This is a genomic window from uncultured Azonexus sp. (assembly GCF_937982035.1).
Lineage (GTDB): Bacteria > Pseudomonadota > Gammaproteobacteria > Burkholderiales > Rhodocyclaceae > Azonexus.
This window is the reverse complement of sequence record NZ_CALJNI010000011.1, coordinates 49,868-65,558: the sequence shown is the minus strand read 5'-3', so window position 1 is coordinate 65,558 and position 15,691 is coordinate 49,868. Positions and strand designations below refer to the sequence as shown.

The following is a 15,691-nucleotide window of genomic DNA, read 5'->3' as shown; positions in this document are numbered from 1 at the left end:
ATGCGCTCGACCCGTGCCACTGCCGCCGTTGCCCGGCTCAACCAGCGCAGCGCAGGCCGGCACTACCTGATGGTGATGACCGGCGCCGGGCTGTTCCAGTTGCGCGAGCGCATCGACGGCAACGACAGAGATGTTTCGGATGCGCTCCCGCTCGACGATTTCGTCCGCCTGGTCGATGCCACCGGCCCGCAGCCGGTGCGCCGCATGACCAAGAGCGACGAGGCCTTTGCGCGGCAACTGGCGCGCCGGAAAAATCCGGATAACGATGACTGACGACCGCCTCTACCGACTCGGCCGCTTCCTGCGCGATCTCGGCCGGGCCCTGCATCTCAGCGGGGCGCCGGCGCACGAACTGGAGCGTCGCCTGAACGAAACCGGCCGGCAGCTCGGGGTACGCGTCGAAGGTTTTGCCGTGCTCACCTTCCTGGCGCTGACGCTGGTCGACGCCGACGGCAAGCGGCGGGTGGAAATGCTGCGTCTGCCGCCCTACGACTACAACATGGCCCGCTTGATCGAACTCGAAGCGCTGTGCCGCGAGATCGACGGCAGCGAACGACTCGACGCCTACGAACAGCGCCTGGCCGCCGCGATGGCCACGCCGGCACCCTGGTCCGGCCTGGCTTTCGTCGCCATGGGTTTCCTGCTGTCGGCGTCGGTGGCCCTGCTGCTGCGCGGTGGCTGGATGGAAATGCTCTGTGGCGGTGCGGTCGGGGCCGCTTTTGTCGCCGGCGTTCTCGGCTGCGCCCGTTTTCCACGGCTCGGCCCGGCGGTACCGGTCATCCTGTGCACGCTGGCGGCGCTGATGGCGCAGGCGCTGGCCTGGTTCTTCCCACAGCAGAGTCCCTTCGTCTCGGCGGTGGCCGGCGTCGTCTTCCTGCTGCCTGGCTTCATGCTCACCGTGGCCATGTCCGAACTGGCGACCCAGAACTACCTCGCCGGCAGCGGCCGGCTGATCGGCGCCTTCCTGCAACTTTTCCTGATGGGCGCGGGGCTGGCCATCGGCACCAAGATCGGCCAGACGCTCTATCCGGTCGAAACCCTGGGCGTCGTCACCAGCCTGCCGGCCTGGGTGATCTGGCCGGCGGTGGCGGTGCTCGGCGTGTCCTTGCTGGCGGTGCTGCAGGCGCCGTGGTCGGCGGTGCTGGTCTCGGCCGGCGGCTGCCTGCTGGCCTGGGCCGTGTATTCCGTGGTTGGCACCGGCATGGGCAATGTCGTTGGTGCTTTCTGTGCCGCTTTTGCCGTGGCCGCGGCCGGGCATCTCTACCAGTTCGTCAGCAACCGGCCCTCGGTGCTGGTGCAGATTCCCGGCCTGATCACGCTGGTCCCCGGCAGCATGGGCTTCCGCGGCCTGCATGCGCTGATGGCGCAGGACAGCGCCGCCGGCATCGCCTTGATCACCGAAATGCTGCTCACCGGCGCCGTCCTGGCCGTCGGCCTGCTACTCGCCGACAATCTGATGCCGCTGATTTTCCGGCGCAAGTCGGTCGCACCGGAAACAGCCGGCGCTTAATCCTCGAACAGGTTGAGGAGGGCGTCCAGACCGCCGAAATTGATCGCCACGTCAGCCTTGGCGCGCGTCGCCGGCTTGGCGTGGAAGGCCACCGACAGGCCGGCTTCGGCCATCATCATCAGGTCGTTGGCGCCATCACCGACGGCGATCACCTGATCCTTGCGCAGCCCCAGTTCGTCGCGCAGACGGCCCAGGTGGTGCGCCTTGGCGGCGGCATCGACGATGTCGCCGACGACCCGGCCGGTCAGCTTGCCGCCGGAAATTTCGAGTTCGTTCGAGGTGGCGAAATCGAAACCCAGCTCGATGCGCAGGCGCTCGGTGAAATAGGTGAAGCCGCCGGACAGGATGGCCGTGCGCAGGCCGGCGTTCTGCACGGCTTCCAGCAGTTCGCGGGCGCCGTCGGAGAGCAGCAGGCGCTCGCCGAACACCCGCGCCAGCACGCGGGCATCCAGCCCGGCCATCAGCGCCAGGCGGCGGCGCAGGCTCTCGCGGTAATCGATCTCGCCGCGCATCGCGGCTTCGGTGACCTCCGAAACTTCAGCCTTCTTGCCGGCGAAATCGGCCAGTTCGTCGATGCACTCGATGGTGATCAGCGTCGAATCCATGTCGAAGCAGATCAGCCCGAAATCGGACAGCTTGCGTCCCGCCTCGATGAACGCCCAGTCCAGTTTTTCCGCTTCGATCAGCGGAATCAGTGCGTCGAATTCCGGCGTACGTTGGGCATCGCGCAGACGAACCACCTGCGGCGGCAAGGGTTCTGCGGCCGACGCGCCGGTGGCGGCCAGAATGCGGTCCAGCAGGAAAGTCGGCAGGGCACCGCCCTGGATGATGAGATTCATCAGTTCAGGCGTTCCGGCAGCACATCGCGCAGCATCACGGCCGCATCGCGCAGCATCTTCTCGGTCGTGTCCCAGCCGACGCAGCCGTCGGTGACCGAGCAGCCGTACTTGAGTTGCGAGAGGTCGGCGGGGATGGGCTGGTTGCCGGGCTCGATGTTCGATTCGATCATCACGCCGAGAATCGACTTGTTGCCGGCACGAATCTGGTTGACCACGTCGGCCATGACCAGCGGTTGCAGCTCGGGCTTCTTCGAGCTGTTGGCGTGCGAGCAGTCGACGACGATGTTGGTCGGCAGCTTGGCCTTGACCATTGCCGCTTCGGCGACGGCGACCGAGACGGTGTCGTAGTTCGGGCCGCTGTCGCCGCCGCGCAGGACGACGTGCCCGTGCGGGTTGCCGGTGGTGCGGACGATGGCGACGCGGCCTTCGTTGTTCAGGCCGAGGAAGGAGTGCGGGCGCGAGGCCGAGAGGATGGCGTTGGTGGCCACGGTCAGGTCGCCGCTGGTCGCGTTCTTGAAGCCGACCGGCGTGGACAGCCCGGACGACATTTCGCGGTGCGTCTGCGATTCGGTGGTGCGGGCGCCGATGGCGGTCCAGGTGATCAGGTCACCGTAGTACTGCGGGCCGTAGGGATCGAGCGCCTCGGTGCCGGCGGGCAGGCCGAGTTCGTTGACCTGGCGCAGGAAGTCGCGGGCCTTTTCCATGCCGACGTTGACCTGGAAAGAGTCGTCCATGAACGGGTCGTTGATGTAGCCCTTCCAGCCGACAGTGGTGCGCGGCTTTTCGAAATAGACGCGCATGATGATCTGCAGCGTGTCGCCGAGTTCCTCGGCCAGCGCCTTCAGGCGGCGGGCGTAGTCCATGCCGGCGACCGGGTCGTGGATCGAGCACGGGCCGACGACGACGAACAGGCGGTGGTCCTTGCGGTCGAGGATGTTGCGCAGCAACTCGCGACCTTCGCTGACGGTGGCTTCGGCCTTGGCGGTCAGCGGCAGTTTCTGGTGGATTTCCGCCGGCGTCGGCATCGCATCGAAGGCGGAAACGTTGATGTTTTCGAGAATCTGGGTCATTTGGTCAGCTCGCGTATCATGTCTTTCACCGCCGCAACCTTGTCCTGCAAGGCCGGGCAGTGGCGCAAAAGGGAGATTTTATCCTGTCCCGCCAGCTTATAGCTGCGGTTCTTCTGGATCAAATTGATGATCTTGATCGGTTCGATAGGCGGATTCTTCGAGAATTCCGGCGCGAACTGGATCGTCACCTGGTCGTTGCCGGCGTCGAGCTTCTGCACCAGCAGTGGCTTGACCAGCAGACGCAGCCGGTGCGTGGCGACCAATGCCTGCGCCTGTAGCGGCAATTCGCCGAAACGGTCGACCAGTTCTTCCTGCAGCGTATCGATCTCGTCGTCGGCCTCGCAGTTGGCCAGGCGCTTGTACAGCGTCAGCCGCTCGTGCACGTCGGGGCAATAGGCGTCGGGCAGCAGCGCCGGGGTGCGCAGGTTGATTTCGCCGCTGACGCCGATCGGCTGCGTCAGATCGGCGGTTTCCAGCACCTTGCCTTGTTTCAGGTGGGCGACGGCGCGGTTGAGCATCTCGCTGAACATCGTGAAGCCGACTTCCTGCATCTCGCCCGACTGGTTGTCGCCGAGCACCTCGCCGGCGCCGCGGATTTCCAGGTCGTGCATGGCCAGGAAGAAGCCGGAACCGAGTTCTTCCATGGCCTGGATGGCCTCCAGGCGCATCTTGGCCTGCTTGGTCATCGCCTTCTCGTCCTGGACGAGCAGGTAGGCGTAGGCCTGGTGGTGCGAACGGCCGACCCGGCCGCGCAGCTGGTGGAGCTGGGCGAGGCCGAATTTCTCGGAACGGTTGATCAGGATGGTATTGGCGTGCGGGTTGTCGATGCCGGTTTCGATGATCGTCGTGCACAGCAGCAGGTTGGCGCGCTGGCCGGTGAAGTCGCGCATCACCTTTTCCAGCTCGCGCTCGTTCATCTGGCCGTGGCCGATGACGATGCGCGCTTCGGGCACCAGCTTTTCCAGCTTCTCGCGCATGTTCTCGATGGTGTCGACCTCGTTGTGCAGGAAATACACCTGGCCGCCGCGCTTCAATTCGCGCAGCACCGCTTCGCGGATGATGCCGTCGGAGAACTTGCTGACGAAGGTCTTGATCGCCAGGCGCTTTTGCGGCGCCGTGGCGATCACCGAGAAGTCGCGCAGGCCTTCCATCGACAGCGCCAGCGTGCGTGGAATCGGCGTCGCGGTCAGCGTCAGCACATCGACCTCGGCGCGCATCGCCTTCAGCGTTTCCTTCTGGCGCACGCCGAAGCGGTGTTCCTCGTCGATGATGACCAGGCCCAGGCGATTGAATTTCACGTCCTTGCCGATCAGCTTGTGCGTGCCGATGATGATGTCGATCTTGCCCTCGGCCAGGTCCTGCAGCGCCTGCGCGGTTTCCTTGGCGGTCTTGAAGCGGGAGATTTCAGCGACTTTCACCGGCCAGTCGGCGAAACGGTCGACGAAGGTCTGGTAATGCTGTTCGCAAAGCAGCGTGGTCGGGCAGAGCACGGCCACCTGCTTGCCGCCGGCCACCGCGCAGAAGGCGGCGCGCAGCGCGACTTCGGTCTTGCCGAAGCCGACGTCGCCGCAGACCAGCCGGTCCATCGGCTTGCCCGACTTCATGTCGGCGATGACGGCGGCGATGGCCTGAGCCTGGTCGGCGGTTTCCTCGAAACCGAAGCCGTCGGCGAAAGCCTCGTAGTCGTTTTCCGAGAAGTCGAAGGCGTGGCCCTGACGGGCGGCGCGCGCGGCGTACAGCGCGAGCAGTTCGGCGGCGGTGTCGCGTGCCTGCTCGGCGGCCTTGCGTTTGGCTTTTTCCCACTGCCCTGAACCGAGCGTGTGCAGCGGTGCGGCGTCCGGCTCGGCGCCGGAATAACGGGAGATCACGTGCAGTTGCGCCACCGGCACGAAGAGCTTGGCATCGTTGGCGTAGTGCAGTTCGAGGAATTCCTGCTCGCCGAGGCCGAGATCCATGCGCACCAGGCCGCGATAGCGGCCGATGCCGTGGCTTTCATGCACCACCGGGTCGCCGACCTTGAGTTCGGTGAGGTCCTTCAGCCAGTTGTCGAAGCTCGCCTTGCGCGCCGCTTCGCGCCGGGTGCGGCGCGGGCTGCCGGCGAACAGCTCGGTTTCGCTGACGAAGGCGACGCGGTCGAGCGCAAAGCCTTGCTGCAAGGGGCCGACGGCCAGCGCCAGCGTTTCCTTGCCGCTGGCGAAGGCGGCAAAGTCGGCGCAGGCAGCGGGCCTGAGACCGTGTTCGGCGAACGTCGCGGCCAGCGTCTCACGGCGGCCGGCGGTCTCGGCGAGCAGCAGCACGCGCCCGGGATAGCTGACGAGATGGTTCTTCAAGGCGCCGAGTGGGTCGTCGCTGCGCCGGTCGACGGCGACGTTGGGCAGCTTGCCGGCGGTGGCATTTTTCGCGTCCAGCGCCAGTCGACCGTAGGATTTTGCCGCGACGAAGAAGGCTTCGTCGGTCAGGAACAGTTCCTCCGGCGCCAGCAGTGGCCGCGCCTTGTCGCCTTGCAGCAGGTTGTAGCGCGAGCGGGTGTCGTTCCAGAAGGCGGCGATGGCGGCTGGCGCGTCGCCGTGGGTGACGAAGACCGCATCCTTGGGCAGATAATCGAACAGCGTCGCCGTCTCGTCGAAGAACAACGGCAGGTAGTACTCGATGCCGGCGCTGGCGATGCCGGTCGAGATGTCCTTGTAGATGCCCGACTTCGCCGGGTCGCCCTCGAAACGCTCGCGGAAGGCCTGGCGGAAATGCGTGCGGCCCTTGTCGTCCAACGGGAACTCGCGTGCCGGCAGCAGGCGCACTTCCGGCACCGGGTAGACGGTGCGCTGGGTGTCGACGTCGAAGGTCTTGATGCTCTCGACCTCGTCGTCGAACAGGTCGAGCCGGTAGGGCAGTTGCGAGCCCATCGGGAAGAGGTCGATCAGGCCGCCGCGGATCGAGTATTCGCCGGGCGACACCACCTGGGTGACGTTGGCGTAGCCGGCCAGCGTGACCTGGGCGCGGAACTTCTCGGCGTCGAGCGTCTGGCCCTTCTTGAATGCAAACGTGTAGGCGGCCATGAACTCCGGCGGCGCCAGCCGGTTGACCGCGGTCGCCGCCGGCACCAGCAGGATCTGCACCTCGCCCTGCAGCGCCGCCCACAGCGTTGCCAGGCGTTCGGAAACGAGGTCCTGGTGCGGCGAAAAATGGTCGTAGGGCAGGGTTTCCCAGTCCGGAAGCAGGCGCACCTTGAGCTGCGGCGCGAACCACGGGATTTCCTCGAGCAGTCGCTGCGCGTCGGCAGCGCTGGCGGTGACCACGGCGAAGGTCCGTTGCGGGTTGCTGGCCGCCAGTTCGGCCAGTGTCAGGGCATCGGCGGAACCGGCATGGGCCGGCAGGTCGATGCGCTGGCCGGCCTTGGGCAGGGCGGGGAGGGACAACAGGAGCGGGGTGACGGACACGGCGTGACTACAGGGCAACGACAGGGGTTGCGATTATAGCCGTTAGCCGTTGACCGCCTTGCCGGCAATGGCTATTTGAGCAGCCCGATCTCGCGTGCCGTCTGTTCGCCGATCAGGGTATGCAGCAGGCTGGCCGGGATTTCGGCGCGCTCGGCGGTCAGCGGAATCCGCCCGCCCATGATCTCGGCGCTGCGCTGCGGCAACAGCGGTGTTTTATCCGGCTCGGCATAACCGTGCGGATGGATGGGCTGCAGACTCGCCAGATCGTACTTGTCGGTGGCACCAAAGGTATGGAGCAATTCGTGGGCGATCACGACATTGTTCTGGCGGTGCTGACGCCGGCTGGCAAAGGCGTGGATCAAGCCAAGCTGGCCTTTGCTCAGGCCGGTGGAATGCGGCAGTTCCGCATTGCGCTCGGGGTCGTGGTAGAGCACGAACAGGCGGACCTGCGGTTGCGGGCCGGCAATGCTGTCGTTGTTCATGGCCCACCAGCGCAGCTTCAGACTCCACAGCATGTTGTCGAGTGCACTGCCGTGCTCGACCGGCAGCGGCGGCTGTTCGCGCAGCGGCGGCGCGACCCGGACCACCACCGGTTGCAGCACGGTTTTTCCATAGCGCCGGCTCTCCTGGGCGATCCACTGGCCGATATCCTCGAAACTTTCGTTCTCCAGCGTGTTCAGATAGGCACTGGTTGCCGCAGAGTTGTCGGCGGCGATCGGGTAGAGCGCGACATGGACGGTGTGTTCCCAGGCGCTGAGACGGGTTGTGGCGCGCCAGGCGGCAAGGCCGACGGTGGCGAGCGCGAGCAGGAGAATCAGGATGCGGAGTTTTCGGAACAATGTCGTGTCCAGGAAGCAAGGGAGGGTACGCAAATTGGCGATGTCATTATATTATTGCGACCTCATATCTTGAAAGCGCTCAATCCGGGTCATTCAGATGTCCTTGTTCAAAGAAAAACGTGCAGGTCTGGAACGTCGTGTCGGGCGCGAACGCACCGGCAGGATCATGATTGAACGTCGCGCCGCCGAGCGCCGGCAGGTTGCCTTGATGGAGATATCCTTCGTCGAATGGGCGACCCAGTTCGCCCGCTACAAGAAACAGGCCGGTAGCGGCGTCAAGTAAGCGAACCGGGTATTTCCGGCAGACGCTTCGCGTGTTGCGCGAACCACGCCGAGACGGGTTCTTCCTGATTCTCTCCGGCCTGCAGTAAGTGCATCTGGTTGGGACAGGCTAGATGACGGTATGCCCTTTGCCATGAGGCGAGCGCTACCGGGTCGTTGTCATCGATCAGCATCAGCAGCGGCGCCACCAGCATTTCCAGCGCCTGCAGACCGGCCCGGTCGATCAGTCCGCCATGGCAACTCAAGGTGCTGACCTGGGTGTCGCGCAGGGCGGCCACCCGGATCGCCGCCGGGGTAGCATCACCGCCGGCATGAATCGCCAGCGGCAGGTTCTGCATGTCGCCATCGCGGCGGATCAGGTCGAGGATGTCGGTCATCCGACGTGCCAGACGCGAAACGTCCTGGGTCGTATCGACGAAATGCCGTTCGCGTTCGCTGATCAATTCCATGGTGAGTACCGCATGACCACGGTTGAACAGATTGCCGGCGAACGGATCGTCCACCGCCAACGGCTGTATCTGTGGCAGCAGGACGAGGCTGCGCGGATGCTCCGGCAAGGCCAGATGGCCGAGCAGGGTGCCGTGCGAGGTCTGGATGTTCAGGTGTCGGTTCATGGCGCCAGGCGAACGGGAATGCGCCGGGCGCCGAAAGCCTTGCCGTCGTGCCCGAGCTGGCTGCCGAAGCGGCCGGCCAGGCGGCTCCGGCAATGTGGACATTGCCCCAGCGCATCAAGGTCGTAGCGCCGGATTTCGTACCAGTCGCGGACGATCAGGGCGGCATGACAGCCGGGGCAGTAAGTCGTGCCGCCCTCGCTATCGTGGACATTGCCGGTGTAGACATGGTTCAGCCCGGCATCGCGGGCGATGCGCCGGGCCTGCGTCAACGTTGCCGGCGGCGTCGGCGGGATGTCGTCGAGTTTCCAGTCGGGGTGGAAGGCGGTGAAATGCAGCGGCACGTCCGGGCCGAGTTCGCGGGCAATCCAGCCGGACAGTGCGGCGATCTCGTCGGCGCTGTCGTTTCGGCCCGGAATCAGCAGTGTCGTGATCTCCAGCCAGCAAGCGGTGTCGTGGTGCAGGTAGCTCAGGGTGTCGAGCACCGGCTGCAGGCGGGCGCCGCACAGGCTGCGGTAGAAGTCGTCGGTGAAGGCCTTGAGGTCGACGTTGGCGGCGTCCATGACGGCGAAGAATTCGCGCGCCGGCTCGGCATGGATGTAGCCGGCGGTGACGGCGACATTGCGGATGCCTTGCTCGCGGCAGGCCAGTGCGGTGTCGATGGCGTACTCGGCAAAGATCACCGGGTCGTTGTAGGTATAGGCGACGGCATCGGCACCGTGGCGCCTGGCGGCGTCGGCGATCATCGCCGGGGTGGCTTCGTCCATCAGGCGATCCATGTCCTTCGACCGCGAGATGTCCCAGTTCTGGCAGAACTTGCAGGCGAGGTTGCAGCCGGCGGTGCCGAAAGACAGCACGCTGCTGCCCGGGTAGAAATGATTGAGCGGTTTCTTCTCGATCGGATCGATGCAGAAACCGGAGGAGCGGCCGTAGGTGGTCAGTTGTATCGCCCCGTCGTGCATCTGGCGGACAAAGCAGGCGCCGCGCTGGCCTTCGTGCAACTGGCAGTCGCGCGGGCACAGGTCGCACTGGATGCGTCCGTCAGCCAGGGGGTGCCACCAGCGGGCGGGATACAGGTTCGTTGCGGTCAACGGGGAGATTCTTGCCATTTTTGCACCGTGTAGCGCCATAGCCGGAGTTCCGGCGACCAGTAAGCTGCCGGCAGGCCGGCCTTCTGTTTCAGGCGGGCGAGGAAGACGGCCGGCTCCGGCAGTTGTTCCCAGACTTGCGGCAGGAAAGTGGCCCGGCGTCCGCCAACGGCCAGGATCAGGCCGTCCACCTGTGGCCGCAAGCGGGTCAGCGCGTCGGCTTCGTCGGTGACGAACAGCGGTTCGGCCGGGGACAGCAGGGAAACCTCGACCCGTGTGCGCGCCAGTTCGTCGCGGGTCAGCGGCGGGAAGCGCGGATCGCGAAAAGCGGCAGCGCGAGCGTTGGCGCGTACGTCGTCGATCAACGGCCGGTGCGCTTCCAGGCTGCCGATGCAGCCGCGCAGTTCGCCGGCTTGCGTCAGCGTGACGAAGGTCGCGGCATTTTCGTGCAGCGCCGGCAGGTCGGGCGTTGCTGGCCCGGCCTCGCCCAGTGCTTCGCCGATGCTCCGACGCGCCAGTTGGAGCAGGACCTGACCCAGTTCATCCATGATCGCTTGCGTGAAACGCGAAGGCGGCGTAGCCGACGACACGCTGGCGGTCGCCGGCGGTGTCGCCGGAATTGCACAGGTCGAGCAAGGTCGGGCACAGGCCGTGCCGTTGCGCGGCGAGCAACAGACCGTTGACCGGGAAGGCACCGCAGGCTTGCTCAGGGCGGATGTCGGTGGCCAGGTCGAGAATGTGGCTGCAGGTGTCGCGGTCGACTTTTTGCGCGGTGGCGTAAGTCAGGAAATGCGACAGGTCGGAACTGACCACGATCAGGGTTTCCGGGCCGCCCCACAGGCGTTCGAGCACTTCGGCAACGGCTTCCGGCGTGGTGTCGCCGACGGCCAGCGGCAGTAGCGTGAAATCGGCGAGGGCGCGTTGCAGGAAAGGCAGGTGGACTTCCAGCGAATGTTCCTGCGCGTGTGCCGCCGCGCTGACGCCGACCTGCGGCAGTTGCGCGATCAGTGCGCGTGCTGCCGCATCCAGGCGCACCTCGCCGAGCGGGGTGGCGAATGCTTCGCAATCGGGCAAGGCCAGACCGCGCACGGCAACCCGATGCGTCGGGCCGAGCAGGATCACGCGTTGGATCGTCGCCCGCCATGGTACCAGCGTGGCGTAGGCAAGGGCCGCGGTCGGGCCGGAATAGACGTAGCCGGCATGCGGCACGATCAGCGCCTTGGGTTGCTGCAGGGGCGGCGTCTGGGCCACGGCCAGCAGTTGATCGACCGTTGCCTGCAACTGGGCGGGGTCGGCCGGGTAGAACATGCCGGCGACGGCGGTCGGTCGGATCGTCATGGCTGCCTCAAACCAGCGCCAACCCGACACCCATGCCGCCGCCGATGGCGAGCAGGCCGGGCAGGGCGTGGCGGGCCAGGGTCTTGCCGCCGATGCTGACGACCAGACCGATCTTGAACACCAGGTTGGCGACCAGCGCCAGCGTCACGGCGATGACCGCATCGGCCTGCAGCACGCGTTCCAGATTGAACATGCGCAGCGTGGACAGTACGCTGGCGTCGGCGTCGGTCAGGCCGGATACCAATGCAACGATGAACAGGCCGCTGTTGCCCGCGATATCCTGCAGCCAGGCGGCTGCCAGCAGCACGACGGCGTAGAGCAGGCCGAAGGAAACGGCGGTTTTCAGCTCGGTCGGATTCTTCACTTCCGGCATCGGCAACTCGCCGGCATCGTTGAGTATCTTCCAGCCGTACAGCGACATGATCACGCCGGGCACGATGCCACAGGCGAAGACGATGGCGATCGGTCCGATCATGCTGGGCGCGACGACGCTGGCGATGATGCCGAGCCGGATCATGACCATGACGTTGGCGATCAGGATGACGATTGCCGACATGCGCACCAGATGGCCGTGTTCGGCGGCGTGGCGGGAGAACATCATGGTCGTCGCGGTCGACGAGGCCAGACCGCCGAAAATGCCGAGCAGCGCCGCGCCGTGGCGGGCACCGATGATGCGCAAGGCGAGATAGCCGGCCAGTGCCAGGCCGGAAATCAGCACCACCATCCACCAGACCTGGCGTGGGTTGATCGCGTCGTAAGGGCCGAAACTCTGGTTGGGCAGGATGGGCAGGATGACCAGCGAGAGCACGGCGAACTGCAGGATGGAATTGAGGTCTTTCGGCGTCGTCCGCTCGCTGAACTGTTTCAGCTCGGCCTTGAAATAGAGCAGCACTGTCGTGGTAATCGCCAGCATTACCGCCAGCGTCGCGTAACCCAGCCAGACGGCGGCGCCCAGGCCGTAGGTGACGATGATCGCCGCCTCCGAGGTGAAGCCGCGATACTGTTCTTCCTGTTGCGTGGAAAAGTTGGAGGCGACCATCGACACCGCCAGCACGACCAGCCCGACCGCCAGCAGCCACGGGCTGCCGCTTTTCTCGCCGAGCATGGCAAACAGGCAGCCGAGCATGGCGACCAGCGAGAAGGTGCGCAAGCCGGCGGCGGAGTCCGGGCGCCGCTCGCGCTCCATGCCGATCAGCAGGCCGATGCCGAGCGCCGTGGCGAAAGCTTCGACCGGGGCGGCCAGTTCTGGGGCGACGAAACTCATGCCTTTCCTCTCTTTTGCGTGTTCTTCGTTAAAATTAAGCCATGCCCAGACATTACGCAATCGTTCCCGCTGCCGGCAGCGGTTCCCGCTTTGGCGCGGAGAAGCCGAAACAGTACCTCGACCTGCTCGGTCGGCCGCTGATTTTCCACACGCTCGCGGCATTGACCGCGCATCCCGCCATCGAACGCGTGTGGGTGGTGCTGGCGCCGGACGACCCCTGGTGGCCGCGTTACGACTGGTCCGAACTTGGCGCCAAGCTCGAAACCGTGCGCTGCGGCGGCGCCACCCGCGCCGAGAGCGTCGGCAACGGCCTGCAGGCGGCAGCGCTGGCGGCGGCCGACGATGACTGGATCCTGGTACACGACGCGGCGCGCCCCTGTCTCAGCCGGCAGATGCTAGATGCCCTGTGCGACGAACTGGCCGGCGACCCGGTCGGCGGCATCCTCGCCGTGCCGGTTGCCGATACCTTGAAGCGCGCGGACGACCAACAACGCGTCGCCGCGACCGAGCCGCGCGACGGCCTGTGGCAGGCGCAGACGCCGCAGATGTTCCGTTATGGCCGCCTGGTCGAGGCGCTGGAAAAGCACAATGCCGTCACCGACGAAGCCGGTGCCATCGAGGCGCTGGGGCTGAAACCGAAACTGGTACGCGGCGATTCGACCAACCTGAAAGTCACTTTTCCGGCCGACCTGGCGCTGGCCGCGATGATCCTGAGAGGCCGCAAATGAATATCCGAGTCGGGCAGGGCTACGACGTCCATAAGCTGGTCGAAGGCCGCAAGCTGATCCTCGGCGGCGTCGAGATCGACCATCCGACCGGGCTGCTCGGTCATTCCGACGCCGACGCGCTGCTGCACGCGATCACCGACGCGCTGCTCGGTGCTGTCGCGCTCGGCGACATCGGCCGCCATTTCCCGGATACCGACCCGCGCTACGCCGGCGCCGACAGTCGCGTGCTGCTGCGCGCTGCCGTTGCACTATTGGCTGAAAAGGGCTGGCAACCGGTCAATGTCGACGCCACGCTGATCGCCCAGAAGCCGAAACTCGCGCCGTACGCGCCGGCGATGGTCGCCAACGTCGCCGCCGATCTCGGCATCGCCGCCGACTGCGTCAACATCAAGGGCAAGACCAACGAGAAGCTCGGTTATCTCGGTCGCGAGGAAGCGATCGAGGCGCAGGCGGTCGTTCTAATAGTCCGTCGCGACGAAAACCTCTGAGCCGGCGCCGGGCCCGGGCCGCGCCTATTTCTCGGCGAGCACGATCAACTCACCGCTTGCTCCGTCCTGCAGGCGACGATGCTGCATGGCGACCAGCCGGTCGTCGGGGTGCTCGGCGTGCAGTTCGGCAAACAAGCGCGGCGCCGCGGCGGGATCGGCAACCAGGGCTCGGTAGGCGGTCAGGTAGCGATCAAGCGGCGCCCGGCCTGCAGCGCTGGATGGACCCAAGGTTTCGAACACGGCGAGGGCGCGGGTCTTGCCCTTGAACACCACCTTGCCGACCGGTCGCACTTCGGCGCCGGGCACCTCGGCCAGGATGGTTTCCGAGATACAGACGTAAGTGCCCAGATGCTTGTTGGCCGATTCCAGGCGCGCGGCGGTATTGACTGGATCACCCAACGCCCGGTAGTCGAACATCGTCTTGCCGCCGAAGTTGCCGACGATCACCTCGCCGGCATGCACCCCGATGCGGGTGGCGCCGAAAGGGATGCCTTGTTCGTTCAGGCGCCGTGCGTAGTCGCTGGCGAAAACCTCCATCTCCTGCGCGCAGGCCAGCGCCCGGGCACAGTGATCGGCTTGCGCCAGCGGGGCGGAAAACATGATCGCCACGGCATCGCCGACAATCCGGTCGAGCGTGCCCTCGTGACGGAAGGCGATGGCGATCATCCCGTCGAGGTAATCGTTGAGCAGCGCGACAGCGCGTGCCGGGTCGATGCCCTCCATCAGCGAGGTGAAACCGGCCAGGTCGGTGAAGATGAAACTGCAGGTCCGCCGCTGCCCGCCGAGCGCCATGTCTTCCTGATGCTCGATCAGGTGGGCGACGCGGTTGGGCGAGACGTAACGGGCAAAGGCCGTCCTGATCCAGCGCTGGTCGCGCTCGGTGATGAAATGGTGGGCCAGGCTGCAGAGGGCGAACGACCACAGGATGCCGAGCAGGGGCAAGGTCGGGTCGATCAGCAGGCGGCTGCCGGCGAACGATAGCCAGGAGCCGGCGAGCACGGCAAGCATCAGCAACAGGCAGGCGCCGGCTGCCATCATGGCGCGCGTGCGCAGCGCCAGGAAACCGGCCAGCAGGCCGCCGGCGAGCAGCGCGGCAAATTCGAGTCCCTGGGCCCAGGCCGGGCGTTCAAGGTAATGCCCGGTCAGGATCTGCTCCAGCGCTTCGGCATGAACTTCGACGCCGGGAATCAGGCCGAACGGACTGAAGCGCAGGTCCATCAGGCCTTGCGCGGAACTGCCGACCAGCACGATATGGCCGGCCAGCGAAGCCAGTGCGGCATCGTCCTCGAGGACCCGCCAGGCTGGCAGGGTGCGAGCCTTCTGGTGGCCGCTGTAATGCACCCAGATTTCCCCCTGCGGCGTCGTCGGGATGCTCAGTTCGCCGATCCGGATTTCCCCCACGCCGGCGTTGTCGCGATTGCCGGTCATCTGTTGCAGATGGCCGGCGCTGCGCAGGAAAATTACCGGCGCCGCCTGGGCTACCCGCAAGCTTTCGCTGACCAGGGTCGGTAACGGGATGTCGCCCTGGCGCAGGACGAGCGGCACACGCCGGACCACGCCGTCGTTATCGGGCACGAAAATCAGCGCGCCGTTGCCGCGAGCGGCGTTTTCCAGTTCAGGCAGGGCGGGGACCGCGCCGGCAAAGCCATGCACCCAGGCGACCTGGCTTTCGCCGAGATTGACGAAGGCGGCCTTGCGTGCTGGCGATTTCGCCTCGTTGCCGGTGCGCGTCAGGGCAAAACCGAGCACGGCGTCCGACTGCGTCAGTTGTCGGGAAAACAGCCGGTCGTGATCGGGCAATGCCTCGATTTCCTGCCGCAGGCCGCCCGCCAGCTGCCACAGCTCGGCGATGGCCGTCGGCGATGTGCGGTCGGGTTCGGCGAACATGACATCGAATCCGATGGCGGCGACGCCGGCATCCGTCAAACGGGCGCTCATCCGGGCAACGAGGTTGCGCGGCCAGGGCCATTGACCGAAGCGCGCCAGGCTCGCCTCATCGATGTCGATGACCCGTACCGGCACCTCGACATAGACACGCGGCTGCCAGCGCTGATACTGATCGAATACCGCATGGCGGACGACCTGCATCGAGGTATCGGCGAGCGCCTGGACGACGATGACCAGGACGATGACGGCGAGCGGTAGGAGAAGTGTCCAGCGGGAAACGCTTTTCATCGCAAGACCTGACAGGGTCGGTTAT

At 65.9% G+C, this 15,691-nt stretch carries 15 protein-coding genes; 5 read left to right on the top strand and 10 right to left on the bottom strand.

Annotated elements, in window-relative coordinates; translation table 11 throughout:
* Entirely contained in the window at positions 1 to 273 is a 273-nt protein-coding gene (locus Q0799_RS08780; RefSeq protein ID WP_298397227.1) for a hypothetical protein, read from the top strand.
* On the top strand, positions 266 to 1,510 hold the full coding sequence (locus tag Q0799_RS08775) for a threonine/serine exporter family protein (protein ID WP_298397224.1): 1,245 nt from the start codon (positions 266 to 268) through the stop codon (positions 1,508 to 1,510). Before Q0799_RS08780 ends, Q0799_RS08775 begins: the two co-directional genes overlap by 8 nt.
* On the opposite strand, the gene serB is transcribed toward Q0799_RS08775, so the two are convergent.
* The 4 genes from serB to Q0799_RS08755 form a co-directional block, all read right to left on the bottom strand.
* On the bottom strand, positions 1,507 to 2,349 hold the full coding sequence (gene serB, locus Q0799_RS08770) for a phosphoserine phosphatase SerB (protein ID WP_298397221.1): 843 nt from the start codon (positions 2,347 to 2,349) through the stop codon (positions 1,507 to 1,509). The genes Q0799_RS08775 and serB overlap by 4 nt on opposite strands.
* Positions 2,349 to 3,419: a 3-deoxy-7-phosphoheptulonate synthase gene (locus Q0799_RS08765; protein ID WP_298397218.1), complete on the bottom strand. Its 1,071-nt coding sequence runs from the start codon at positions 3,417 to 3,419 to the stop codon at positions 2,349 to 2,351. Before Q0799_RS08765 ends, serB begins: the two co-directional genes overlap by 1 nt.
* Positions 3,416 to 6,853, bottom strand: a complete 3,438-nt coding sequence (gene mfd, locus Q0799_RS08760) for a transcription-repair coupling factor (protein ID WP_298397215.1) — start codon at positions 6,851 to 6,853, stop codon at positions 3,416 to 3,418. The genes Q0799_RS08765 and mfd overlap by 4 nt, the downstream gene beginning before the upstream one ends.
* 71 nt (positions 6,854 to 6,924) lie before the next feature.
* Positions 6,925 to 7,692, bottom strand: coding sequence for a hypothetical protein (locus tag Q0799_RS08755; protein ID WP_298397212.1), 768 nt, complete (start codon positions 7,690 to 7,692; stop codon positions 6,925 to 6,927).
* A 97-nt stretch (positions 7,693 to 7,789) separates the two neighbouring features.
* Between Q0799_RS08755 and Q0799_RS08750 the strand changes: the two genes are divergently transcribed.
* Complete coding sequence (locus Q0799_RS08750) at positions 7,790 to 7,975, top strand: hypothetical protein (protein WP_298397209.1); 186 nt, start codon at positions 7,790 to 7,792, stop codon at positions 7,973 to 7,975.
* Here Q0799_RS08750 and Q0799_RS08745 read toward each other — a convergent pair.
* From Q0799_RS08745 to Q0799_RS08725, 5 genes are read right to left on the bottom strand one after another with little or no spacing between them, the layout of a single operon-like run.
* Complete coding sequence (locus Q0799_RS08745; RefSeq protein ID WP_298397207.1) at positions 7,968 to 8,588, bottom strand: hypothetical protein; 621 nt, start codon at positions 8,586 to 8,588, stop codon at positions 7,968 to 7,970. The two genes, Q0799_RS08750 and Q0799_RS08745, sit on opposite strands and share 8 nt — an antisense overlap.
* Positions 8,585 to 9,694 (bottom strand): AmmeMemoRadiSam system radical SAM enzyme, encoded by a 1,110-nt coding sequence (gene amrS, locus Q0799_RS08740; RefSeq protein ID WP_298397204.1) that lies wholly within the window; start codon positions 9,692 to 9,694, stop codon positions 8,585 to 8,587. Before amrS ends, Q0799_RS08745 begins: the two co-directional genes overlap by 4 nt.
* Positions 9,673 to 10,221, bottom strand: coding sequence for an AmmeMemoRadiSam system protein A (gene amrA / locus Q0799_RS08735; RefSeq protein WP_298397201.1), 549 nt, complete (start codon positions 10,219 to 10,221; stop codon positions 9,673 to 9,675). The genes amrS and amrA overlap by 22 nt, the downstream gene beginning before the upstream one ends.
* Positions 10,214 to 11,011 (bottom strand): AmmeMemoRadiSam system protein B, encoded by a 798-nt coding sequence (gene amrB / locus Q0799_RS08730; RefSeq protein ID WP_298397197.1) that lies wholly within the window; start codon positions 11,009 to 11,011, stop codon positions 10,214 to 10,216. Before amrB ends, amrA begins: the two co-directional genes overlap by 8 nt.
* Positions 11,012 to 11,018: 7 nt before the next feature.
* A complete protein-coding gene (locus Q0799_RS08725) occupies positions 11,019 to 12,275 on the bottom strand; it encodes an MgtC/SapB family protein (RefSeq protein WP_298397194.1) in 1,257 nt (418 codons plus the stop codon).
* Between the two features lie 41 nt (positions 12,276 to 12,316).
* Between Q0799_RS08725 and ispD the strand changes: the two genes are divergently transcribed.
* On the top strand, positions 12,317 to 13,003 hold the full coding sequence (gene ispD / locus Q0799_RS08720) for a 2-C-methyl-D-erythritol 4-phosphate cytidylyltransferase (RefSeq protein ID WP_298397191.1): 687 nt from the start codon (positions 12,317 to 12,319) through the stop codon (positions 13,001 to 13,003).
* Positions 13,000 to 13,491 carry a 2-C-methyl-D-erythritol 2,4-cyclodiphosphate synthase gene (gene ispF, locus Q0799_RS08715; RefSeq protein WP_298397188.1) on the top strand — a complete coding sequence of 164 codons (492 nt, stop codon included), beginning with the start codon at positions 13,000 to 13,002 and terminating at the stop codon, positions 13,489 to 13,491. The genes ispD and ispF overlap by 4 nt, the downstream gene beginning before the upstream one ends.
* A gap of 24 nt (positions 13,492 to 13,515) precedes the next feature.
* On the opposite strand, the gene Q0799_RS08710 is transcribed toward ispF, so the two are convergent.
* Positions 13,516 to 15,666, bottom strand: a complete 2,151-nt coding sequence (locus tag Q0799_RS08710) for a CHASE2 domain-containing protein (protein ID WP_298397185.1) — start codon at positions 15,664 to 15,666, stop codon at positions 13,516 to 13,518.
* Positions 15,667 to 15,691 lie beyond the last annotated feature (25 nt).